The sequence below is a fragment of the Janthinobacterium sp. 1_2014MBL_MicDiv genome (genome assembly GCF_001865675.1).
In the GTDB taxonomy this organism is placed as follows: Bacteria; Pseudomonadota; Gammaproteobacteria; order Burkholderiales; family Burkholderiaceae_D; genus Janthinobacterium.
The window spans coordinates 126,584-146,648 of sequence record NZ_CP011319.1 but is presented as its reverse complement, the minus strand read 5'-3'; the positions used below and the strand labels follow the sequence as shown (position 1 = coordinate 146,648).

Genomic DNA, 20,065 nt, shown 5'->3' with positions numbered 1-20,065 from the left:
TTATCTAAAAGTAACTGGAAAGCAAGATGAGCAAGAAGAAAGTCGTTATCGGCATGTCGGGCGGGGTCGATTCCTCGGTCGCGGCATGGATGCTGAAGGAACAAGGCTATGAAGTCATCGGCCTGTTCATGAAAAACTGGGAAGACGACGACGATTCGGAATACTGCTCGACGCGCCAGGACTGGATCGACGCGGCCAGCGTGGCCGACGTCATCGGCGTCGATATCGAGGCCGTCAATTTCGCCTCCGAATACAAGGACCGCGTGTTCGCCGACTTCCTGCGCGAATACCAGGCCGGCCGCACGCCGAACCCGGACGTGCTGTGCAACGCTGAAATCAAGTTCAAGGCCTTCCTCGACCACGCCATGACCCTGGGCGCCGACCTGATCGCCACCGGCCATTACGCGCGCGTGCGCCAGGCGCCGACGGAGGCGGGCCGCTTCGAGCTGCTCAAAGCCGTCGATGCCAGCAAGGACCAGAGCTACTTCCTGCACCGCCTGAACCAGGCGCAATTGTCCAAGACCCTGTTCCCGCTCGGCGAAATCCCGAAGACGCAAGTGCGCCAGATCGCCGAAAAGCTGGCCCTGCCGAATGCGCAAAAGAAGGATTCGACGGGCATCTGCTTCATCGGCGAGCGCCCGTTCCGCGAATTTTTGAACCGCTACCTGTCGTACAAGCCGGGTCCGATGAAAACGCCGGACGGCAAGACCGTGGGCGAGCACGTGGGACTGAGTTTTTACACGCTGGGCCAGCGCAAGGGCATCGGCATCGGCGGCGTGAAGTCGTACCAGAATGCGGACGGCAGCAGCGACGCCTGGTATGTGGCGCGCAAGGATATCGCCAACAACACCCTGTGGGTGGTGCAGGGCCACGACCATCCGTGGCTGCTGTCGCCAGCCTTGACGGCCGACCAGGCCAGCTGGATCGCCGGCACGGCGCCGCAGGCGGGCGCCTTGAGCGCCAAGACGCGCTACCGCCAGGCCGACGTCGCCTGCCATCTGCTGCCGGACGGGAATGAACACTTCAGCCTGGCCTTCGATCAGGCGCAATGGGCCGTCACGCCGGGCCAGTCGGCCGTGCTGTACGACGGCGACGTGTGCCTCGGCGGCGGCATCATCGCCGGTTCGACGGGACTGGCGTAATTTCCTAGGCGTTGCCCTGCGCGGCGGCGGCCAGGGCCTGCTGCTTGCGCACCATGGCGATGACGGTATTGCGCACGGTCTTCAGCACCGTGTCGGCCATGAAGGGTTTCACGATGAAGCCCGACACGCCCATCGCGTGCGCCGCCTGGAGCGACGCGGCGTCGATGCCGCCCGAAATCATGAAAATGAGCGTCTTCGGATACTGCTCGCGGATGGTCTGCACCACGTTGCTGCCATCTTCCACCTGCTCGCGCGCGATGCACACGAAATGCGGCCGATGCTTGACCAGCAGCGCCAGTCCCAGCGCGCTGGTATGCGTCTGGCCGCAGACGTCGTAGCCGCCATCGATCAGGACCGTGTTCAGCAGGCCGCGCGCCACCGCGCTGCTATCGATCAGGACTGCCTTTAACATCATGATTTACTTCCTTGCTTGATTGATTCCGTGTTCTGGCCAACAGAGCGTCCAGGAAAACATCCAGGGCCAGGCGCGTTGCCGAAGGCAGTACAAATGTACGACGAGGCAAGGCAACGACGCCGTGGGCTTTTTGTTTGGCGCTCTACTTTTCCCACACGAGTTTGTTCCAGGTGACACCCAGCGTGACATCCGTCTTGAGTTCCACCAACTTTCTTGAAAGATACAGTATTTCCCGCTCTTTTCGCAGGCTTTCACCGAGCGCGCCGGGCAAAATGCCGGCGCCAGCCATCACGGCGTCGATATTGCCGTAGGCGCGCAACAGTTTCGCGCCCGTTTTCAGGCCGATCTTCGACACGCCCGGGATGCTGTCGGTGACGTCGCCCATCAGCGCCAGCAGGTCGGGCAGCAGTTCCGGCGGCACGCCGAACTTTTTCTCGACCCAGGCGTGGTCGTGCCAGATGCCCTTGAAATGGTCCCAGACCAGGGCGCCGTGCGCGATCAGGCCGTGCAGATCCTTGTCGGTGGTGGCGATGACGGCCGCACCGCGCCCCTCGTGCAGCCAGCGCATGACGGCCGTGCCGATCACGTCGTCGGCCTCGACGTCGGGAATGCTGACCACGTGCATGCCGAAGCTGGCCAGGGTGGCGTAAAAGCCGGGCAAGGCGTCGCGCAGCACCTGCGGCATGGGCTGGCGCCCCTCGCGGTAGCCCGCATACAGGGCGTGGCGCCAGGTGGGGCCACCAAAATCGAAGGCCGGCAGGATGTGCGTCGGCTCGTGGTCGTTGATGAGGGTGCGGAACGACGACAGCGCATGGCGCAGCGCGATCTCCGCCTTCAGGTCGGAATCGGGTTCAGGACTGGCTTCGTAGACGCGGCGTACGATATTCAAGCCGTCGATAGCGAGGAGTCTGGCCATGCGGTTATGATGACTTTTGAGGCTTGTTCAAGCCCGCATTCTACCGCATGGCCATGGTGCCGAGCAGTTTCAGCTACCGGCGCCGCCCGGGAAAAGCTGGTTGACCAACTCGCCAATTTTTTGATCCGCATCAATGAACTTCCCCGTGTTCAGACCCGCGCGCTTGGCGTCGTACACGGCTTCACCGACCACCTTGCCGTTGTTGTACACCTTGATATTGGCGTAGTGCATATACATCGCCAGATCCCAGCGCCAGTTCGCCGTGTAGGTGGACGTCAGCGGACATTCGATGATCGATGCCGTGACAGGCAATTGGCGTGCGACATAGCCCTTGCCTTCCAGCGCGCGCTTGTACGCGACCATGAAGCCGACGCGCACATCCGGGTTATTCAGGATACAAACTTCTTTGGTGGCAAAGTTCCCAACCGGTTTGACGGTCTGGTGAATCGCGCAGCCGGTAAAGAGAAACATCACGGCGGCAAAGAGCACTATTTTTTTGATCATGGAAAAGAGCGCGTCGCGGCGCTGGCATATGGTTGCATAAAGGAAAATATTTTATAGCAAAACCATGTAAAAAAGTAATATTACTTTCTTTATATGACCTATGCCGCGAGCAATCTGTTCACTTTGCAAAGTCGTAAGGCCCGCCTTTTTCCAGCGCGCGCTGGAAGGCGGGCCGCGCATGGATGCGCTGCAGGAAGGCCGTCAGCTTCGGCAGGCGCGCATCGAGGCCGCCGCGCGAGGCGGCCGCTTCCAGGGGAAAACTCATCTGGATGTCGGCGGCCGTGAATTCATTGCCGGCAAACCATTTGGTTTTCTCCAGCTCCGCTTCCATGTAGGCGAGCTGGCTGTTGATGTTCGGCATGATGAAACTGTCCCTGACCTTGCTGGCGATGCCGCGCGCGATCGGTTTCACGAAGAAGGGCATGGGCGACGATTCGACCTTGTCGAACACCAGCTTCATCAGCAGCGGCGGCATGGCCGAGCCTTCCGCGAAATGCAGCCAGTAGGTCCAGCGCAGCTTTTCCGGCGTGCCCGCCGCCGGCACCAGGCGGCCATTGCCGTAGCGCTCGAGCAGGTAGTCGATGATGGCGCCCGATTCGGCGATGGTGTTGGCGCCGTCCGTGATCACGGGCGACTTGCCCAGCGGATGCACAGCCTTCAGCGCGGCGGGCGCCAGCATGGTTTTCGGGTCGCGCTGGTAGCGCTTGACCTCGTAATCGAGCCCCAGTTCCTCGAGCAGCCAGAGCACGCGCTGCGAGCGCGAATTGTTCAGATGGTGGACGACGATCATGGTTTTCCCGGTAGGCGATGGTTGAGTTCCAGTATAGCCGGGACGGCCAGATTGCGGCGGCGCAAGCGTATCGACGAAAAAATTGCGAAAAACAGTAGTTTCAATTGATAACTTTTCAGTATTCCCTTATCTTGTTTTGTTTCCAATAAGTAAGGATTCTTCCCGTGCACGTCGATGTCAACAACACCAATCCCCAGCGCGAAGCGATCACCTTCAGCGCCACCGGCAGCGAATACTTCCGTATCTGGATCGTCAACCTGCTGCTGAGCATTGTCACCCTCGGCATTTACTCGGCCTGGGCCAAGGTGCGCCGCAACCGCTATTTCTATTCCAGCACCCACCTGGCCGGCAGCAGCTTCGAATACCATGGCAACGCCGTCGCCATCCTGAAGGGCCGCATCGCGGCCGTGGTGCTGATCGGCGGCTACAACATCGCCTTCCAGGTCTCGCCCGTCGTCGGCCTGATCATGCTCGTGCTGATGCTCGCCGTGCTGCCCTGGCTCGTATGGAAAAGCCTGCAATTCAAGCTGTACAACACCAGCTATCGCGGCATCCGCTTCGGCTTTGGCGGCAGCGCCAAGGAAGCCTATAAATACTTCCTGTGGCTGCCGATCCTGAACACCTTCACGGGCGGCCTGATGACGCCGTTCCTGCACCAGCGCCTGAAACGCTTCCAGCACACGCACAGCCGCTTCGGCACCAGCAACTTCAGCTTCGACGCCAGCGTCGGCAGCTTCTACAAGACCTATCTGCTGTTCTTCGCCCTGCTGCTGGCCGGCTTCCTGGTGCTGATCTTTGTCGTCTTCGCCAGCGTCTTCGCCACGTTCGCCACGCATGCCAACGACGCCACCAAGGCCGGCAGCATCTTCGGCGCCGTCGCCGCCCTGTATGCGTGGGCCTTCATCGTGCTGCCGCTGTTCCTCACCATGATCCAGAACCTGATCTGGAACCACACGCGCCTGCAGCAGCACCAGTTCCAGTCGCAGCTGACGTGGGGCCGCACCACCTTCATCATGCTGACCAACCTGATCGGCATCGTCGTCACCCTGGGCCTGTTTTCGCCGTTCGCCCACGTGCGCTGGCTGAAATACCGGCTGGAAGCGACCTCGATGCTCGTGCACGGCAGCCTGGACGAGTTTGTCGCCGCCACGGGCCAGCAAGTGTCGGCCACCGGCGAAGGCGTGGTCGACCTGCTGGACTTCGACCTGTCGCTGTAAGATGCACAACGACAGCCCGACCGCGCAGGCGCCGCTGGCCGCCCGCTATTTCGACGGCCACAGCTCGCGCCTGTACCACGTGACGCTGGCCGTGCACGATGGCATGGCCGTGCTGGCCGGCGACATCGAGCGCAGCTGCCCGCTGGGCGAGCTGCACGTGTCCGAGCGCAGCAGCCATGCCGCGCGCAAGGTCAGCTTCCCCGATGGCGCCTACCTGGAAATCGCCGACCTGGCTGCCTTCAACCGCCTGCTGCACGACACGGGCCACCGCGACGGCTGGGTGGTGCGCCTGCAGCAAAGCTGGCGCGGCGCCCTGCTGGCCACGGTGGCCACCGTGCTGGCCCTGTGGCTCAGCTATCAGTACCTGCTGCCGGTGGCGGCGCAAGGCATCGCCTACGCGATTCCCCAGTCCGTCGAGCGCCAGCTGGGGCAGGGCGTGCTCGATTTCCTCGACAAGCACGTGTTTGAGGCGAGCAAGCTCGATGGCGCGCGCCAGCAAGCCTTGCGCGCCCAGTTCGCGCGCCTGGCCACGCCCGGCGACAGCACGCCCGAGCACCGCATCGTCTTTCGCAAGAGCAAGATCGGCCCGAACGCCTTCGCCCTGCCTTCGGGCGACATCGTGCTCACCGATGAAATGGTGGCACTGATGCCGGACGACCTGGCCATCATGGGCGTGCTTGCGCATGAACTGGGGCACCTGCAGCAGCGCCACCTGACGCGGCGCCTGATCCAGACCTCGGCCGTGGGCGCCGGCGCGGCGCTGCTGTTCGGCGACGTGTCGACGGTGGTGGCCACGCTGCCGCCGCTGCTGCTGGACTTGAAGTACTCGCGCGACGTCGAGCGCGAGGCGGACGACTATGCGATCGCCATGCTGCGCCAGAACGGCATTGCGCTGGAGCACCTGGCACAGGTGTTTGTCGCCCTCGACAAGCTCGGCGACGCCACGCCGTATCTGTCGAGCCATCCCGCCAGCGCCGAACGGGTGGCCCGCATCCGCGCGGCACAACGGTGAACACCTGACCAAACCTGCTGCGCGTCGCGCTTTGCGGCCGGCGATGCTCACCGTACCAAAGTACGGTTGCGCTTCTCGGCCGCAAATCGCTGCCGCCCGCTACGGTTTTGTCAGGTGTCGCGCGTATGGATAGCGCCGCTCTGACAGTACACTTTCCCAGTCAGCAAGATCTACCAATCACCGGTACACTCAGCAGTATCAGTCTGACTTCACCGGAGTGCCCATGCACCTAGTACCATTTCGCTACCTGACCTTCATTGCGACGGCCGCCATCTTTGTCCTGTCCCTGTTTTACTACGACCATTACTGGCTGCCCGTGCTGGCCGGTGCGCTGACCCTGCTGGGCATCAGCGACCTGCTGCAAACCAAGCGCGCGCTGCGCCGCAACTACCCCATCCTCGCGCATTTCCGCTTTTTCTTCGAGAGCATCCGCCCCGAAATCCGTCAGTACTTCCTGGAAAGCGACACGGAAGCGACGCCGTTCTCGCGCAGCCAGCGCAGCATCGTCTACCAGCGCGCCAAGGAGCAGACGGACAAGCGCCCGTTCGGCACCCAGCTCGACATGTACCAGGCCGGCTACGAATGGATCAACCATTCCATCGCCCCCGCCAAGGTGACGGGACACGACTTCCGCATCGACATCGGCAACCACCCGGACTGCCCGCGCGAGAAACCGTATTCGGCCAGCGTCTTCAATATTTCGGCGATGAGCTTTGGCGCCCTGTCGGCCAACGCCATCCTGGCCCTGAACGGCGGCGCGCGCAGCGGCGGCTTCATGCACGACACGGGCGAAGGCAGCATCAGTCCCTACCACCGCGAAAACGGCGGCGACCTGGTCTGGGAAATCGGTTCCGGCTACTTCGGCTGCCGCAACCCGGACGGCACCTTCTCCGAAGAGCGCTTCGTCGCCAACGCCAGCTCGGAGCAGGTGAAAATGATCGAGCTGAAAATGTCGCAGGGCGCCAAGCCGGGCCACGGCGGCGTGCTGCCCGGTCCCAAGGTGACCATCGAGATCGCCACCACGCGCGGCGTGATGGTGGGCGAGGATTGCATCTCGCCGGCCGCGCACAGCGCCTTTTCCACGCCACTGGAAATGCTGCACTTCATCGACCGCCTGCGCACCCTGTCGGGCGGCAAGCCGACGGGATTCAAGCTGGCCATCGGCCACCCATGGGAGTTTTTCGCCATCGTCAAAGCCATGCTGGAAACGGGCATCACGCCCGACTTCATCGTCGTCGACGGCAGCGAAGGGGGCACGGGCGCCGCGCCAGTGGAATTCACCGACCACGTGGGCACGCCGCTGCAGGAAGCGCTGGTGCTCGTGCATAACACCCTGGTGGGCGCCAACCTGCGCGCGAAGATCAAGATCGGCTGCTCGGGCAAGATCATCACGGCCTTCGACATCGCTCGCCTGCTGGCGCTGGGCGCCGACTGGTGCAATTCGGCGCGCGGCTTCATGTTCGCGCTGGGCTGCATCCAGTCGCAAAGCTGCCACACGGACCGCTGCCCGACGGGCGTGGCCACGCAGGACCCGCAGCGCCAGCGCGCGCTGGTGGTGTCCGACAAGATTTCCCGCGTGGCGCACTTCCACCAGAACACCATGAAGGCGCTGGCCGAACTGATCGCCGCCGCCGGCCTGGCGCACCCGCAGGACCTGCGCCCGCACCACCTGGTGCGGCGCATCTCGCCCAACCAGGTGAAACTGGCCTCGGCCCTGCTGCCCTTCCTGGAAGCGGGGCAATTGCTCGACCCGAGCCAGCTGCCGCAACTGCCGCCCGTGTTCGGCCTGTACTGGCCGAAGGCGCAGGCCGCATCGTTCCAGCGCCTGGACTAAGCCCTGCATGGCGCAAGTGGACCAATACCAATTAATAACCACTTGCGCAAATATCCAAATCCAATACAATACCAAAACAAGTACAAAACGCAGGCAGCTTTTCCGGTGATCGCCAAGGCGCGCCACCACGGTGCCACAATACGTATGCCATCATCACAATGAAGACCGGAGGAGTTGCAGCATGGAGCAGGGTTTGCGCGAGAAAGTAGGACAGTTGTTCATGGTGGGCTTCGACGCCCTGCAGGCGGACGAGCATATCAAGACCTTGATACGCGACAAGAAGGTGGGCGGCGTGATCCTGTTCCGCCGCAATGTGCACACGCCCGCGCAAGTGTCGGCCCTGTGCCGCGAACTGCAGGAAATCAACGCGGAAGTGTCCGACACGCCGCTGCTCATCTCCATCGACCAGGAAGGCGGCATGGTGATGCGCATCGAACAGGGCGTCACGCCCGTTCCCGCCGCGATGGCCTTCCAGGCCGCCGGCTCGCCTGAAGACTGCGAGCGCATGAACCAGATCAGCGGCGACGAGATGCGCCAGGTGGGCATCAACATGCTGCTGGCCCCCGTGCTGGATGTGAACAACAACCGCAACAATCCCGTCATCGGCGTGCGCGCGTATGGCGAGGATGCCGCCACCGTCATCGAATACGGCATGGCCGCCATGCGCGGCCAGCGCGCCAGCGGCGTGGCCGTCACGGCCAAGCATTTCCCCGGCCACGGCGACACGGCCATCGACACGCACTACGCCATGGCCCTGGTACCGCACGACAAGGAACGCCTGCGCGCCGTGGAACTGGCGCCGTTCCGCGCGGCGATTGCCGGCGGCGTCGACGCCATCATGACGGCGCACGTGGTCTTCCCCGCGTTCGAAGCCGACACCAGCGTGCCCGCCACCCTGTCGAAAGGCGTGCTCACGGACCTGCTGCGCGGCGAGTTGCAATACAAGGGCGTCGTCATCACCGATTGCCTGGAAATGGCGGCCATCGCCGACGGCATCGGCATCGCCCAGGGCGCCATCGCCACCTTGCAGGCGGGCGCCGACATCGTCCTCATCTCGCACCGCGAAGCGCAGCAGACGGCGGCCATCGACGCCGTCATCGCCGCCGTGGAGCGCGGTGACATTGCGCTCTCCCGCATCGACGCGGCTTGTGCCCGCGTGGCCGAACTCAAGCGCAACCGCGCCGTGCGCGACTGGCGCGCGCGCCCTGTCGCCCCGCCGGCGCTGATGCAGCCGGCCGCCATGGCCCTGTCGCAGCTGCTGCAAAAGGCGGCCTTGCGCGTGCAGGGCGATTACCGCGCGCTCGACGCAGGCCTGCCCGTGACCCTGCTGACGGTGGAAGTGCGCTCGCGCAGCGAAATCGACGAAGTGGCGCTGGGCCGCAACAAGGAAGCGCGCAGCTCGATGCTGCCGGCGCTGCTCGAGGCGGGGCTGGACGTGCGCGAGTACGCCTTGTCGGCCGAAGCGCTGGACGAGGAAGTGGACGCCGCCATCGCGTTTGCCCAAGGCGCACAGCAAATCGTGCTGCAGACGTATAACGCCATGTTCGTCGACGGCCAGCGCCGCCTCGTCGACGCCCTGCCGCACGATAAACTGTGGCTGGTGGCGGGCCGCCTGCCGTATGACCTCGACCTGGCGCCCGCCGCGCAAGGCCGTCTGGCCGCCTTCGGCTGCCGCCCGGCCGCGCTGGTGCCCGTGGTGGAAAAACTGGCGGGCAAGGCGTAAATCCACGCCGCCCTTCCTGCACATGCCGGGCCTTGCCCGGCATTTTTCATGCAGCGCCGGGATCGAAACGCACGCCCGTCATCTGTTCGCTCAGCGCCCATAGCTGGCGCGCCTGCGCAGGGTCGGCCGCCCAGCGCCGCACGCCCGCCCCCGTGCTGTCGTCCGCCACCAGGGCGGCAATATCGCAATCCTCGCAATACACGCCGCCAAGACCGTCCAGCTGCGTGCTGGTGGCACACCAGACGGCCGTGGCGGCGCCCTGCGCCACGTTCTTGAAACCCGATTGCGGCGGCGGATTCACCTGGTCCGCATCGTCAAGCGCGCCCACCCTGCGCAAATCATCCTGGTCCAGGTGGCGCACCAGCGGCGTCAGGATGGCGCCCGGGTGCAGCGAAAAGGCGCGCACCTCGTGCGCCGCACCGCGCCGGTCCAGCTCCACGGCAAACAGGGCGTTGGCGCTTTTCGACTGCGCATACGCGCGCCATTTGTCGTACGGCTGGCGCAGGAAATGCGGGTCGTCCAGGTCGACGCCCGCCTGCTGGTGGCCCAGCGACGACACGCACACCACGCGCGCGCCCTGCGCCTGCCGCAAGGCCGGCCACAGGCGCGCCGTCAACTGGAAATGCCCCAGGTGATTCGTCGCGAACTGCGCCTCATAGCCGCGCGCATCGCGTAGCAAGGGCGAGGCCATGAGCCCGGCGCCGTTGACCAGCACGTGCAGGGCGCGGCCGGAGGCGAGGAAGGCGGCGGCAAAAGAGTCGATGGCTTGCGGATCGAGCAGGTCGAGCGCGGCGACTTCCACGCCGGCCAGACCGGCCAATGCAGCTTGCGCCTGGCGCGGGTCGCGCGCCGGCACCACCACGCGGGCGCCCGCGCCGGCCAGCACGCGCACCGTTTCCAGGCCTAGCCCTGAAGCACCGCCCGTGACGATGGCCTGCATGCCGGACAGGGTGCGCCCGGCCAGCGCCTCGGTGGCGGTGGTGGCCGCGCCGAAGCCGGTGTGAAGGGGAGTCTGCCTGTGATCGCCGTATGTCATGTCTGCCTCTGCATGTGGGGGCCAGCGCGGGATGGCTGGCGACATGCATATTTTGCGCGGGCCGTTCTGGACTGTGAATGGCGTAAAATCCTTGATACTGTCGCCATCGTCCAGAACTGGAACCCGCCATGGATCTGCTTTCCGATGTACTGTCGCTGTTTGACACGCGCAGCTCCTATTTTGCCGGCCTGAAGGCGGGCGGCGCATGGGCCATCGACTTTCCGCCGCCGGACGGCATCAAGTTCAACGCCGTGATCGAAGGTACTTGCTGGCTGATGGTCGCGGGCATCGACGCTCCCGTGCAGCTGCGCACGGGCGACTGCTTCCTGCTGGCGCCCGGACGCGCGTTCACGCTGGCCAGCACGCCCGGCTTGCCGGCCACGCCGGCGCTGGAAGTGTACCGGCACGCGCAGCAGGGCGTGGCCCGCCACGGCGGGCCGGAACACGATTTCTTCCTCATCGGTGGACGTTTCAGCTTTGGCGACGAGGCGGCCATCCTGCTCGACTGCCTGCCGCCCCTGTTGCACGTGCGCGGCGATACGGACCAGGCCAGCGTGCTGCACTGGGCCTTGCAGCGCCTGGCGCAGGAACTGCAGGCGACGGCGCCCGGTGCGACGCTGATGACGCACCACCTGGGCCACATGATGCTGCTGCAGATGCTGCGCCAGTATCTTCAAGCGCAGGCGTCGCATCCCGTGGGCTGGCTGTTTGCGCTGGCCGATCCCCGACTGCGCGCCGCCATCGAGGCCAGGCATGCGCAGCCGGCGCAGCGCTGGACCTTGCTGCAGCTGGCCGCCGTCGCGGGACAGTCGCGCTCCGCCTTTGCCCTGCACTTCAGGAACCGGGTGGGCGTGACCCCGCTCGATTACCTGCTGCGCTGGCGCATGCGCCTGGCCACGCGGCGCCTGAAGGACAATGCCGCGACAGTGACGTCGATCGCGCAGGCGCTGGGCTACGATTCGGACAGCGCCTTCAGCCATGCATTCAAGCGCGTCATGGCGTGCTCGCCGCGCCAGTACCGGCTGCGCCACGCGGACGCGCAGGCGTAAAAAAACCCGCGCTGGCGGGTTGTGGCAATACAGGGTCAGCGCGCCGGCACGGGCGGCAAGGCCGCCACCGCCAGCAAGGCAAACGGTCCGAGGCACAGGCCAATGCCGAACCACAGGCCGCCGTGGCGGCCGCGCCGGCTGGCCAGCAGCCAGGTGGCGACCGCAAACAAAAACATGAAGATCAACAGTATCGCCATTGCCACTCCTTGCCATGCGGAAAGCCCAGTGTAGCCCACGGGCGCGCCCGTGGCCAGACCTACATCAATCCTGGCGCTGCACCTGCATCAGGATCACGCGCTTGCTGCTGCCGTCGGACGGCGGCGTGGCGGACGGCGGTGGCGGGCTGTCGCAGGAGCCGCAGGAACCGCAGCCGCTGCCGCAACCCGGCGCCACCTTGAACAGGGTCGACATCTTCGCCTCATCGAGGCCGCAGCGCACCAGGCCACGCACGATGGCACGGCGCACGCCGGCCGGCAGGTACTTGGTCGAAAAATGCAGCAGCGCGGCGGCGACGATCAGGGCGACAATCAGGGTTTGCCACATGGCTTTCTCCTAGGCGCCCAGCAACAGGGCGAGACGGTAAGTGATGAACGAGGCGGCATACGCCAGCGCGAACATGTAGCCGGCCATCAGCAGCGGATAGCGCCAGCCGCCCGTCTCGCGTTTCACCACGGAGAGGGTCGACAGGCACTGCGGCGCGAAGACATACCAGGCCAGCAGCGACAGCGCGGTGGCCATCGACCACGAGTGGGCGATCAGCGGCTCCAGCGTGGAGGCGAGCGCATCGCCCGTTTGCGACAGCGCGTACACGGTGCCCAGGGCGCCGACAGCCACTTCGCGCGCGGCCATGCCCGGCACCAGCGCGATGCAGATCTGCCAGTTGAAGCCGATCGGCGCGAAGATCACTTCCAGGCCGCGGCCCAGGATACCGGCCAGGCTGTAGTAGATCGGCGGGTGGATCGCGTTCTCCGGCGCGCCGGGGAAGGTGCTGAGGAACCACAGGATGATCATCAGGCTCAGGATGATGGTACCGACGCGCGTCAGGAAGATCTTCGCGCGCTCCCACAGGCTGACGGCCAGGTTGCGCAAATGCGGCCAGTGATAGGCCGGCAATTCCAGCAGCAGCGGCTGGTTGCCGCGCACACCCATGCCGCGCTTCATGACCCAGGCCACGGCCATGGCCGAAATGATGCCGGCGAAATACAGGGCGAACAGCACCAGGCCTTGCAGGCTCAGGTAGCCCCACACCTGGCGTTCGGGGATGAAGGCGGCGATGATCAGCGCATACACGGGCAGGCGCGCCGAGCACGTCATCAGCGGCGCGATCATGATGGTCACCAGGCGGTCGCGCGGGTTCTGGATGGTGCGCGCCGCCATCACGCCGGGGATGGCGCAGGCAAAGCTCGACAGCAACGGGATGAAGGCGCGGCCCGACAGGCCCACGCCGCCCATCATGCGGTCCAGCAGGAAGGCGGCGCGCGGCAGGTAGCCGCAGTCTTCCAGGCTGAGGATGAAGAAGAACAGGATCAGGATCTGCGGCAGGAACACCAGCACGCTGCCGACACCGCCGATGATGCCTTCCACCAGCAGGCTTTTCAGGTGGCCGTCGGGCATGTTCGCCGTCAGCAAGGCGCCCAGGTGGCCCACACCATCCGTGATCATCTCCATCGGCGTCGCGGCCCAGGCAAACACGGCCTGGAAGATCAGGAACATCAGCACGGCCAGGATGATGGGGCCGAAGACGGGGTGCAGCACCACGTCGTCGATTTTTTCCGTCAGGTTGCCCTTGTCGCTCGCGTCATTGCTGACGGTGGCCAGGATGCGGCGCACTTCGCGCTGCGTTTCTTCCACGCTGACGGCGTCGATGGCGGCCAGCGGCTTGGCTTCCACGACGGGCAGCGGCAGCATGGCGTCGATGGCATTGAGCAGGGCTTTTTCGCCATCGTGCTGCACGGCGACCGTCTCGACCACGGGCATGCCCAGTTCGGCCGACAGCCTGGCCGTGTCGATCAGCATGCCGCGCTTGCGCGCCACGTCCGTCATGTTCAGCGCCAGCAGCATGGGCAGGCCCAGGCGCTTGACTTCCAGCACCAGGCGCAGGTTCAGGCGCAGATTGGTGGCGTCGACGACGCAGATGATGGCGTCCGGACGCGGATCGCCTTGGCGCAAGCCGCCCACGACGTCGCGCGTGATCGCTTCATCGGGCGTGGTGGCCGACAGGCTGTAGGCGCCCGGCAGATCGAGCAGGCGCACGGGTTTGCCGGCGGGCGACGTGAAATGGCCTTCCTTGCGCTCGATGGTCACGCCGGCGTAGTTCGCCACTTTCTGGCGCGCGCCCGTCAGGCGGTTGAACAGGGCGGTCTTGCCGCAGTTCGGATTGCCCAGCAAGGCGATTTGTGGCTGATGCGGCGGCTTGTGCAGGCCCGCATCGGCGATAGTTTCTACAGCACCCATAATTATTCCGGTTGAATCAGCGGTTGAATCGTAATCAGCGCCGCCTCGAAGCGGCGCAGGGCGAACGTGGCATTGCCGACCTTGATGGCGAGCGGGTCGCCACCGGGAATGCCGCGCTTGAGCATGCGGATACGTTCGCCGGGAACGAATCCCAGCTCCATCAAGCGACGGGCAAGGTCGACGCCGTCCTCCGTCTGTCCTGCCGCGTGGGGCGTGATCTTCAACACGGTGCCGCTCTGGCCGACGGCCAGCGCGTCGAGCGTCATCAAGGGTGGAACTAGAGTCATGAGCAAATTCCGTTCAGATTAAGAACACCTGATACCAGCTGCCGCGCGTAGCGCCCTGCACTGGCTCAGGTTTGTAAGGCAAGGCGCAAGCTGTTGCGCATTACCGACAAGCGGCCTTTCCGTATGTTCAGACGGCGACCGTCCGAGACAATACCAGCATTATAAACATGAATGCGAATTGTTTTTATTTAGCCCGGAGAGCCGCCCCTGCCAAGGGCTGCGTCATTCGCGCAGACAGCCAATCAAGGCGCCGCGCCAAGTCGCCAAACGCCGCACGCTTGATCAAAATCGCTTGCATTGTCCTGCGCTTTGCGCGACAATGAAACGTAATGATAATGATTCTCATTAAAACACTAGCAATAATGCTTCACAGCACTAGTGTCTGTTCATCATCCAGCCAGAAGGTGTATCAATGATTGTATGTGTCTGCAACAACATATCTGATCGTGAAATCCGTCAAGCCGTCGATCTTGGCCTGTCCAGCATGGCCGAACTGCGCCGCGACCTCGGCGTGGCCACGTGCTGCGGCAAATGCCATACCTGTGCCCGCGAAGTGCTGAACGATCACCTGAGCGCCACCGTAGTGCTGCAAGAAACCGTATTGATGCGAGCTGTACTGACAAACTAAGAAAGTGATGAATGCCATGACGATGATGCCCCCGCCCATAACGGTGCAGGCCGTGGAACAATTTGCCGATTTCGACAAGAAACGCAGCAAATTCGCGCCGCTGATGGCCATCGTCGTCCTGCATGTCGCCGGTTTCTACGCGATCCAGAGCGGCCTGCTTAGCCGCGTCGTCACGGCAGCCATGCCAACCATCACCACCATCAGCATCATCGCCCCGCCGGCGCCGCCGAAGCCGCCGGCACCCTCCGTACCGAAGACCGTGGAACTGAGCGCCCCCGTGCCACGCGCCATCATCCCGCCGCTGCCGCTGGTCGCCGTGGCGCCCACCGAACCGACGATCACGCCACCGCAGCCAACGCGCGCCGAAGCGGCGCCCGTGGCCACCGCCGCGCCGACGGCGCCATCGACACCGGCGCCTTCGCCACCTGCCCCTTCCGCGCCGCGTACCGTCAGCAGCGTGGAATACATCAAGGCGCCGCAACTGATCTACCCGAACCTGTCGCGCCGCCTGGGCGAAAGCGGCACCGTCGTGCTGCGCATCCTGATCAATGAAAAGGGCTTGCCCGAGCAAATCCTGATCCACAAATCGACCGGCTACAGCAACCTCGATGAAGCGGGCCGCCAGGCCGCGCAGCGCGCGCTGTTCAAGCCGATGATCGAAAACGGCAAAGCCGTACCCGTGTACGTCCTCGTACCGCTGACCTTCCAGCTGAGCTAGCCCACGGCGGCCCCGCGCCGCTGCCAGCCCGCAAGCATCGCACCGAGTGCCTGCTTGCTTTTTTGCGCCCTGCTTTTTATACCGTTTTTAGTCAAGCGATTTGCTTGTTTCAGTCTGCCAGCCTACATCCCCGGGCCAGGCAGACTTTTTTTTGCCCATGCAAGGACGGCGCGCCCAGGCAACGCCGCCATGCGCGCTCGCGCTACATTTCCGCCCACATCCGCAGCAGGTTGTGATAGTGGCCCGTCAGCCCCACCGTCGCCGGCGAATCGCCGTGTTCTCCCCGCACGCTCTGGATATTCTGGTCGAGCTCGAACAGCATGCTGCGCTTCCAGTCCTCGCGCACCATGCTTTGCGTCCACAGGAACGAACAGATGCGCTCGCCGCTGGTGACGGGCAGCACTTGATGCACGCTGCTCGACGGATACACGATCACGTCGCCGGCCGGCAGTTTCACTTCATGCGTGCCATAGGCATCGACCACCACCAGCTCGCCGCCTTCGTATTCGTCCGGCTCGCTCAGGAACACGGTCGACGAGACGTCGGCGCGCATCGACTGCATGCCGTTTTTCGGCGTGCGGATGGCGCCGTCGATATGCAGGCCATAGTGTTCGCCGCCCGCATAGCTGTTGAAAAACGGCGGCAGGATGCGCAGCGGCAGCACGGCCGCAAAGAACAGCGGGTTGGCCATCAGGGCGCGGCTGACGATCTCGCCCAGTTCCAGCGCCAGCGGCGAGCCTTCGGCCAGCTGGCGGTTGCGCTTGACTTGCGCCCCTTGCGCGCCGACGCTGGCGCGCCCGTCGACCCAGTCCGTCTGCGCCAGGCGCTGGCGAAACTGCGTCACCTGTTCCGGCGTCAGCACGCCGGGTATATGCAACATCATCGTGCTATCCCTTTCGAAAAAATCGCTGCCTGATTATCGCACCGCCAGCGCGGCCCCAGAACAGCGAAAGGCAAGAAGCGCGCAAACATTTTCCCATCTTGTCACGTGGGCGCAGCGGATCGCCGAACATGCAAAAAAGACAGCATGAACGCGAATGAGAATGGCCTTCATTTGCCTTAACAAATAAAAAACGGAAAAGTGTGGCAATCCACTTGAGAATGGGTTTTATTCGCACGATATTTACGTTAAAAAGACGGAAAAACGCCGTTTTGCAGCAGAAATCGCTGACATTTTGCGCTATCATGCGGGCATAGCGAGACCGGCAACATGCGCGCCACCAGGCAGCCCTGCGCCACCCGGCAGTGGCCGCCAGCAGCCTCCGGTTTCATCATCGAACGCAACACAGAACAAAGGAAATCCCATGAAGGGCGATAAAGAAGTCATCCGCTTGCTCAACGCACAGCTCACCAACGAACTGTCCGCCATCAACCAGTACTTCCTGCATGCGCGCATGTACAAGCACTGGGGCCTGGAAAAGCTGGGCAAGAAGGAATACGAAGAATCGATCGGCGAAATGAAACACGCCGACAAGCTGATCGACCGCATCCTGATGCTCGACGGCCTGCCTAACCTGCAAGCGCTGCACAAGCTGCTGATCGGCGAGAACACGCCGGAAATGCTGGAATGCGACTTGAAACTGGAGCGCGCCGCGCACGCCACCGTCAAGGAAGGCATCGCCACCTGCGAAAAAGCCGGCGACTACGTCTCGCGCGACCTGTTCCTGATGATCCTGGAAGACACGGAAGAGCATATCGACTGGCTGGAAACGCAGATCGACCTGATCGCCAAGGTCGGCATCCAGAACTACCTGCAGAGCCAGATGGCCACCGAAGAGTGATAACACCTGGCAAAACCTACTGCGCGTCGGCATAGGCGGCCTGCGATGCTCACCGTACGAAAGTACGGTTGCGTTTCTCGGCCACCTCTTCCTTCCGCTCGCTACGGTTTTGCCAGGCGTCGCAATCTCTGTGGTGAAATAAAAAAACCGGCAATTGCCGGTTTTTTTACGTCCGAGCCTTTACTGCGGCACGGTGTCCTTGAACGATTGCCGCTCGGACAATTTGTCGAACAGGCGCGCCAGCGCGGGGTGATCCGTGCGCCAGTCGATTTCCGGGAAACGGAAGCTGAGCCAGCCCAGCGCGCAGCCCACGGCCACGTCGGCCAGCGTGTAGTTGCGGCCGGCGCAATAGGCGCTCTCGCCCAGGCGCGCCTCCAGCGCCGCCAGGCCCAGGGTGATCTTGGCAAGCTGGCGTTCGATCCAGGCCGCGCTTTGCTGTTCGGGCGGGCGCTGCGTGCGCTCCAGGCGCACCAGCACGCCCGCGTCGAGGATGCCGTCAGCCAGCGCTTCCCAATTCTTGATGTCGGCCCGCTCGCGGCCATTGCCGCCGGCAGGCAGCAGCTTGCACACGGGCGTGAGCGTATCGAGGTATTCGACGATGACGCGCGAATCGATCAGCGCGCTGCCGTCTTCCATCACCAGGCAAGGCACCTTGCCCAGCGGATTGGCCTGGGCGATGCGCGTTTCCGGCACCCAGACGTTCTCCAGCTCGAAGACATAGTCGAGCTTTTTTTCCGCCAGCACGATACGGGCTTTGCGGACATACGGGCTGGCGAGGGAACCGATGAGTTTCATAGACACTTTATGGTAAAGGAGCAGCAGCCAGTATAGCATCGGCGGCAGCGGCATTTGGCAGCGCGCGCCCCGCGCGCTCCACGGTGTGGCAGGCACGCCGCATCGGCGCCCGATTCTGCGGAAATGGGGGCCGCCAGCGGCCGACGGACGGCTGGCAACGCGCCAGCGGTGGTAAAATCGCCCTTTACTGTGGCGCCGTCAGTGTTGCTGTATTGAAATAGCCCTGCCCTCCCCGCGCGCCACACGCCAACCGTTTCTTTTAACTTGCGTCCGCTCTCATGACTTCTACTACTCCGTATTCCACGCTGTCGGCCCTGTCTCCGCTCGACGGCCGCTACGCCAGCAAGACCGATCTGCTGCGCCCGATCCTGTCCGAAGCCGGTTTCATGCACCACCGCGTGAAAGTGGAAATCTCCTGGCTGCAAGCACTGTCGCAAGCCGGTTTCGCCGAGATCCAACCGTTCTCGCCAGCGGCCAACGCCCTGCTCGAGAAGATGGCCACCGAGTTCTCGGAAGCCGACGCAGCCCGCATCAAGGCCATCGAAGCGGTCACCAACCATGACGTCAAGGCCGTCGAATACTGGCTGAAGGAACAGGTCGCGGACGTGCCGGAACTGGTGGCGGCGTCGGAATTCATCCATTTCGCCTGCACCTCGGAAGACATCAACAACACCTCGCACGGCATGATGCTGAAAGCGGCCCGCGACGGCGTGATGCTGCCGGCACTGAACGGCCTGGTAGCCAAGCTGACGCAGATCGCGCACGACAATGCCGACGTGCCGATGCTGTCGCGCACGCACGGCCAGACGGCCAGCCCGACCACCCTGGGCAAGGAATTCGCCAACGTCGTGGCCCGTCTGCAGCGCGCCGTCAAGCGCATCGCGCAAGTGGAAATCCTCGGCAAGATGAATGGCGCCGTCGGCAACTACAACGCCCACCTGTCGGCCTATCCGAATTTCGACTGGCCGGCGTTCTCGCAAGCCGTCATCGAACAGCGCCTGGGCCTGGTATTCAACCCGTACACCATCCAGATCGAGCCGCACGACTACATGGCCGAACTGTTCGACGCCTTCGCGCGCGCCAACACCATCCTGCTCGACTTGAACCGCGACATCTGGACGTACGTCTCGCTGGGCTACTTCAAGCAGAAACTGAAAGCGGGCGAAATCGGCTCGTCGACCATGCCGCACAAGGTCAACCCGATCGACTTCGAAAACTCGGAAGGCAACCTGGGCCTGGCCAACGCCGTCCTGAAGCACCTGTCGGAAAAATTGCCCGTCTCGCGCATGCAGCGCGACCTGACCGATTCGACCGTGCTGCGCAACATCGGCGTGGGCCTCGGTTACACCTTGCTCGCGTATGACAGCTGCCTGCGCGGCCTGAACAAGCTGGAAGTGAACCATGCGCGCCTGGCACAAGACCTGGACGCGACGTGGGAAGTGCTGGCCGAGCCCGTACAAACCGTGATGCGCCGCTACGGCATCGAAAATCCGTACGAGCAATTGAAAGAATTGACGCGCGGCAAAGGCATCTCGAAAGAAGCGCTGCAAACCTTCGTCAACGGCCTGGCCATCCCGCAAGATGCCAAGGACGTGCTGCTGACCATGACGCCGGCGAACTACATCGGTATCGCCGCGCAGCTGGCCAAGGCCATCTAAGCAGTTTCCACATCGGGATCAGGCAGATCCCCTCCCGCGGGGCGGCCAGCACACAAATGCTGGCCGCCCCGCGGTTTTTCCGGCAGTCTTTCTTGTAGAATCTCCA

General features: G+C 63.8%; 21 protein-coding genes. 10 read left to right on the top strand and 11 right to left on the bottom strand.

Features of this window, described 5'->3' with window-relative positions:
- Positions 1 to 26: 26 nt before the first annotated feature.
- On the top strand, positions 27 to 1,142 hold the full coding sequence (gene mnmA / locus YQ44_RS00630) for a tRNA 2-thiouridine(34) synthase MnmA (protein ID WP_071321723.1): 1,116 nt from the start codon (positions 27 to 29) through the stop codon (positions 1,140 to 1,142).
- 4 nt (positions 1,143 to 1,146) lie between these two features.
- Here mnmA and YQ44_RS00625 read toward each other — a convergent pair whose 3' ends face one another.
- The 4 genes from YQ44_RS00625 to YQ44_RS00610 all read right to left on the bottom strand — a co-directional run bounded on the left by YQ44_RS00625 (position 1,147) and on the right by YQ44_RS00610 (position 3,767).
- Complete coding sequence (locus tag YQ44_RS00625; protein WP_071326165.1) at positions 1,147 to 1,554, bottom strand: response regulator; 408 nt, start codon at positions 1,552 to 1,554, stop codon at positions 1,147 to 1,149.
- A gap of 145 nt (positions 1,555 to 1,699) precedes the next feature.
- A complete protein-coding gene (locus YQ44_RS00620) occupies positions 1,700 to 2,473 on the bottom strand; it encodes a 5'-3' exonuclease (protein ID WP_071321722.1) in 774 nt (257 codons plus the stop codon).
- A 69-nt stretch (positions 2,474 to 2,542) separates the two neighbouring features.
- On the bottom strand, positions 2,543 to 2,977 hold the full coding sequence (locus tag YQ44_RS00615) for an Sbal_3080 family lipoprotein (RefSeq protein ID WP_071321721.1): 435 nt from the start codon (positions 2,975 to 2,977) through the stop codon (positions 2,543 to 2,545).
- Between the two features lie 118 nt (positions 2,978 to 3,095).
- The gene (locus tag YQ44_RS00610) at positions 3,096 to 3,767 is read right to left on the bottom strand and encodes a glutathione S-transferase (RefSeq protein WP_071321720.1); all 672 of its coding nucleotides are present in this window, start codon (positions 3,765 to 3,767) and stop codon (positions 3,096 to 3,098) included.
- Positions 3,768 to 3,931: 164 nt separating this feature from the next.
- Between YQ44_RS00610 and YQ44_RS00605 the strand changes: the two genes are divergently transcribed.
- From YQ44_RS00605 to nagZ, 4 genes are all read left to right on the top strand, one after another.
- The gene (locus YQ44_RS00605) at positions 3,932 to 4,984 is read left to right on the top strand and encodes a YjgN family protein (protein WP_232251017.1); all 1,053 of its coding nucleotides are present in this window, start codon (positions 3,932 to 3,934) and stop codon (positions 4,982 to 4,984) included.
- 1 nt (position 4,985) lies between these two features.
- Positions 4,986 to 5,996 carry a M48 family metallopeptidase gene (locus tag YQ44_RS00600; RefSeq protein ID WP_071321718.1) on the top strand — a complete coding sequence of 337 codons (1,011 nt, stop codon included), beginning with the start codon at positions 4,986 to 4,988 and terminating at the stop codon, positions 5,994 to 5,996.
- Between the two features lie 223 nt (positions 5,997 to 6,219).
- Positions 6,220 to 7,830 carry an FMN-binding glutamate synthase family protein gene (locus tag YQ44_RS00595; RefSeq protein WP_071321717.1) on the top strand — a complete coding sequence of 537 codons (1,611 nt, stop codon included), beginning with the start codon at positions 6,220 to 6,222 and terminating at the stop codon, positions 7,828 to 7,830.
- A gap of 181 nt (positions 7,831 to 8,011) precedes the next feature.
- Positions 8,012 to 9,553: a beta-N-acetylhexosaminidase gene (nagZ, locus tag YQ44_RS00590; protein ID WP_071321716.1), complete on the top strand. Its 1,542-nt coding sequence runs from the start codon at positions 8,012 to 8,014 to the stop codon at positions 9,551 to 9,553.
- Positions 9,554 to 9,599: 46 nt separating this feature from the next.
- Here the strand turns inward: nagZ and YQ44_RS00585 are convergent, their stop codons facing one another.
- A complete protein-coding gene (locus YQ44_RS00585; RefSeq protein WP_071321715.1) occupies positions 9,600 to 10,589 on the bottom strand; it encodes an oxidoreductase in 990 nt (329 codons plus the stop codon).
- Between the two features lie 128 nt (positions 10,590 to 10,717).
- On the opposite strand from YQ44_RS00585, the gene YQ44_RS00580 reads away from it, so the two are divergent.
- Positions 10,718 to 11,638 carry an AraC family transcriptional regulator gene (locus tag YQ44_RS00580; RefSeq protein ID WP_071321714.1) on the top strand — a complete coding sequence of 307 codons (921 nt, stop codon included), beginning with the start codon at positions 10,718 to 10,720 and terminating at the stop codon, positions 11,636 to 11,638.
- Positions 11,639 to 11,673: 35 nt separating this feature from the next.
- Here the strand turns inward: YQ44_RS00580 and YQ44_RS28520 are convergent, their stop codons facing one another.
- The 4 genes from YQ44_RS28520 to YQ44_RS00565 all read right to left on the bottom strand — a co-directional run bounded on the left by YQ44_RS28520 (position 11,674) and on the right by YQ44_RS00565 (position 14,379).
- Positions 11,674 to 11,835, bottom strand: coding sequence for a hypothetical protein (locus YQ44_RS28520; RefSeq protein WP_156894640.1), 162 nt, complete (start codon positions 11,833 to 11,835; stop codon positions 11,674 to 11,676).
- A gap of 64 nt (positions 11,836 to 11,899) precedes the next feature.
- Positions 11,900 to 12,181, bottom strand: coding sequence for a hypothetical protein (locus tag YQ44_RS00575; RefSeq protein ID WP_071321713.1), 282 nt, complete (start codon positions 12,179 to 12,181; stop codon positions 11,900 to 11,902).
- A gap of 9 nt (positions 12,182 to 12,190) precedes the next feature.
- On the bottom strand, positions 12,191 to 14,092 hold the full coding sequence (gene feoB / locus YQ44_RS00570) for a ferrous iron transporter B (RefSeq protein WP_071321712.1): 1,902 nt from the start codon (positions 14,090 to 14,092) through the stop codon (positions 12,191 to 12,193).
- Between the two features lie 2 nt (positions 14,093 to 14,094).
- The gene (locus YQ44_RS00565; RefSeq protein ID WP_071321711.1) at positions 14,095 to 14,379 is read right to left on the bottom strand and encodes a FeoA family protein; all 285 of its coding nucleotides are present in this window, start codon (positions 14,377 to 14,379) and stop codon (positions 14,095 to 14,097) included.
- Between the two features lie 412 nt (positions 14,380 to 14,791).
- Here YQ44_RS00565 and YQ44_RS27965 point away from each other — a divergent pair, with 412 nt between their 5' ends.
- Positions 14,792 to 15,007: a (2Fe-2S)-binding protein gene (locus YQ44_RS27965; protein ID WP_071075208.1), complete on the top strand. Its 216-nt coding sequence runs from the start codon at positions 14,792 to 14,794 to the stop codon at positions 15,005 to 15,007.
- 16 nt (positions 15,008 to 15,023) lie between these two features.
- A complete protein-coding gene (locus YQ44_RS00555; RefSeq protein ID WP_071321709.1) occupies positions 15,024 to 15,725 on the top strand; it encodes an energy transducer TonB in 702 nt (233 codons plus the stop codon).
- A gap of 202 nt (positions 15,726 to 15,927) precedes the next feature.
- Here YQ44_RS00555 and YQ44_RS00550 read toward each other — a convergent pair whose 3' ends face one another.
- Entirely contained in the window at positions 15,928 to 16,608 is a 681-nt protein-coding gene (locus tag YQ44_RS00550; protein ID WP_071321708.1) for a Fe2+-dependent dioxygenase, read from the bottom strand.
- A 421-nt stretch (positions 16,609 to 17,029) separates the two neighbouring features.
- On the opposite strand from YQ44_RS00550, the gene bfr reads away from it, so the two are divergent.
- Positions 17,030 to 17,506, top strand: a complete 477-nt coding sequence (bfr, locus tag YQ44_RS00545) for a bacterioferritin (RefSeq protein ID WP_071321707.1) — start codon at positions 17,030 to 17,032, stop codon at positions 17,504 to 17,506.
- 180 nt (positions 17,507 to 17,686) lie between these two features.
- Here the strand turns inward: bfr and YQ44_RS00540 are convergent, their stop codons facing one another.
- Complete coding sequence (locus tag YQ44_RS00540) at positions 17,687 to 18,301, bottom strand: glutathione S-transferase N-terminal domain-containing protein (RefSeq protein ID WP_071326164.1); 615 nt, start codon at positions 18,299 to 18,301, stop codon at positions 17,687 to 17,689.
- Positions 18,302 to 18,579: 278 nt separating this feature from the next.
- On the opposite strand from YQ44_RS00540, the gene purB reads away from it, so the two are divergent.
- On the top strand, positions 18,580 to 19,959 hold the full coding sequence (gene purB, locus YQ44_RS00535; protein ID WP_071321706.1) for an adenylosuccinate lyase: 1,380 nt from the start codon (positions 18,580 to 18,582) through the stop codon (positions 19,957 to 19,959).
- The last annotated feature ends 106 nt before the right edge of the window (positions 19,960 to 20,065 follow it).

Bases quoted from the DNA above. Each gene is read 5' to 3' on its own strand.
- nagZ (WP_071321716.1), top strand. From the start codon at position 8,012: ATGGAGCAGGGTTTGCGCGAGAAAGTAGGACAGTTGTTCATGGTGGGC.
- YQ44_RS00610 (WP_071321720.1), bottom strand. From the start codon at position 3,767: ATGATCGTCGTCCACCATCTGAACAATTCGCGCTCGCAGCGCGTGCTC.
- purB (WP_071321706.1), top strand. From the start codon at position 18,580: ATGACTTCTACTACTCCGTATTCCACGCTGTCGGCCCTGTCTCCGCTC.
- YQ44_RS00620 (WP_071321722.1), bottom strand. From the start codon at position 2,473: ATGGCCAGACTCCTCGCTATCGACGGCTTGAATATCGTACGCCGCGTC.
- mnmA (WP_071321723.1), top strand. From the start codon at position 27: ATGAGCAAGAAGAAAGTCGTTATCGGCATGTCGGGCGGGGTCGATTCC.
- YQ44_RS27965 (WP_071075208.1), top strand. From the start codon at position 14,792: ATGATTGTATGTGTCTGCAACAACATATCTGATCGTGAAATCCGTCAA.
- YQ44_RS00615 (WP_071321721.1), bottom strand. From the start codon at position 2,977: ATGATCAAAAAAATAGTGCTCTTTGCCGCCGTGATGTTTCTCTTTACC.
- YQ44_RS00580 (WP_071321714.1), top strand. From the start codon at position 10,718: ATGGATCTGCTTTCCGATGTACTGTCGCTGTTTGACACGCGCAGCTCC.
- YQ44_RS00555 (WP_071321709.1), top strand. From the start codon at position 15,024: ATGACGATGATGCCCCCGCCCATAACGGTGCAGGCCGTGGAACAATTT.
- YQ44_RS00625 (WP_071326165.1), bottom strand. From the start codon at position 1,554: ATGTTAAAGGCAGTCCTGATCGATAGCAGCGCGGTGGCGCGCGGCCTG.
- YQ44_RS00595 (WP_071321717.1), top strand. From the start codon at position 6,220: ATGCACCTAGTACCATTTCGCTACCTGACCTTCATTGCGACGGCCGCC.
- YQ44_RS00600 (WP_071321718.1), top strand. From the start codon at position 4,986: ATGCACAACGACAGCCCGACCGCGCAGGCGCCGCTGGCCGCCCGCTAT.
- YQ44_RS28520 (WP_156894640.1), bottom strand. From the start codon at position 11,835: ATGGCGATACTGTTGATCTTCATGTTTTTGTTTGCGGTCGCCACCTGG.
- bfr (WP_071321707.1), top strand. From the start codon at position 17,030: ATGAAGGGCGATAAAGAAGTCATCCGCTTGCTCAACGCACAGCTCACC.
- YQ44_RS00585 (WP_071321715.1), bottom strand. From the start codon at position 10,589: ATGACATACGGCGATCACAGGCAGACTCCCCTTCACACCGGCTTCGGC.
- YQ44_RS00550 (WP_071321708.1), bottom strand. From the start codon at position 16,608: ATGATGTTGCATATACCCGGCGTGCTGACGCCGGAACAGGTGACGCAG.
- YQ44_RS00565 (WP_071321711.1), bottom strand. From the start codon at position 14,379: ATGACTCTAGTTCCACCCTTGATGACGCTCGACGCGCTGGCCGTCGGC.
- YQ44_RS00575 (WP_071321713.1), bottom strand. From the start codon at position 12,181: ATGTGGCAAACCCTGATTGTCGCCCTGATCGTCGCCGCCGCGCTGCTG.
- YQ44_RS00540 (WP_071326164.1), bottom strand. From the start codon at position 18,301: ATGAAACTCATCGGTTCCCTCGCCAGCCCGTATGTCCGCAAAGCCCGT.
- feoB (WP_071321712.1), bottom strand. From the start codon at position 14,092: ATGGGTGCTGTAGAAACTATCGCCGATGCGGGCCTGCACAAGCCGCCG.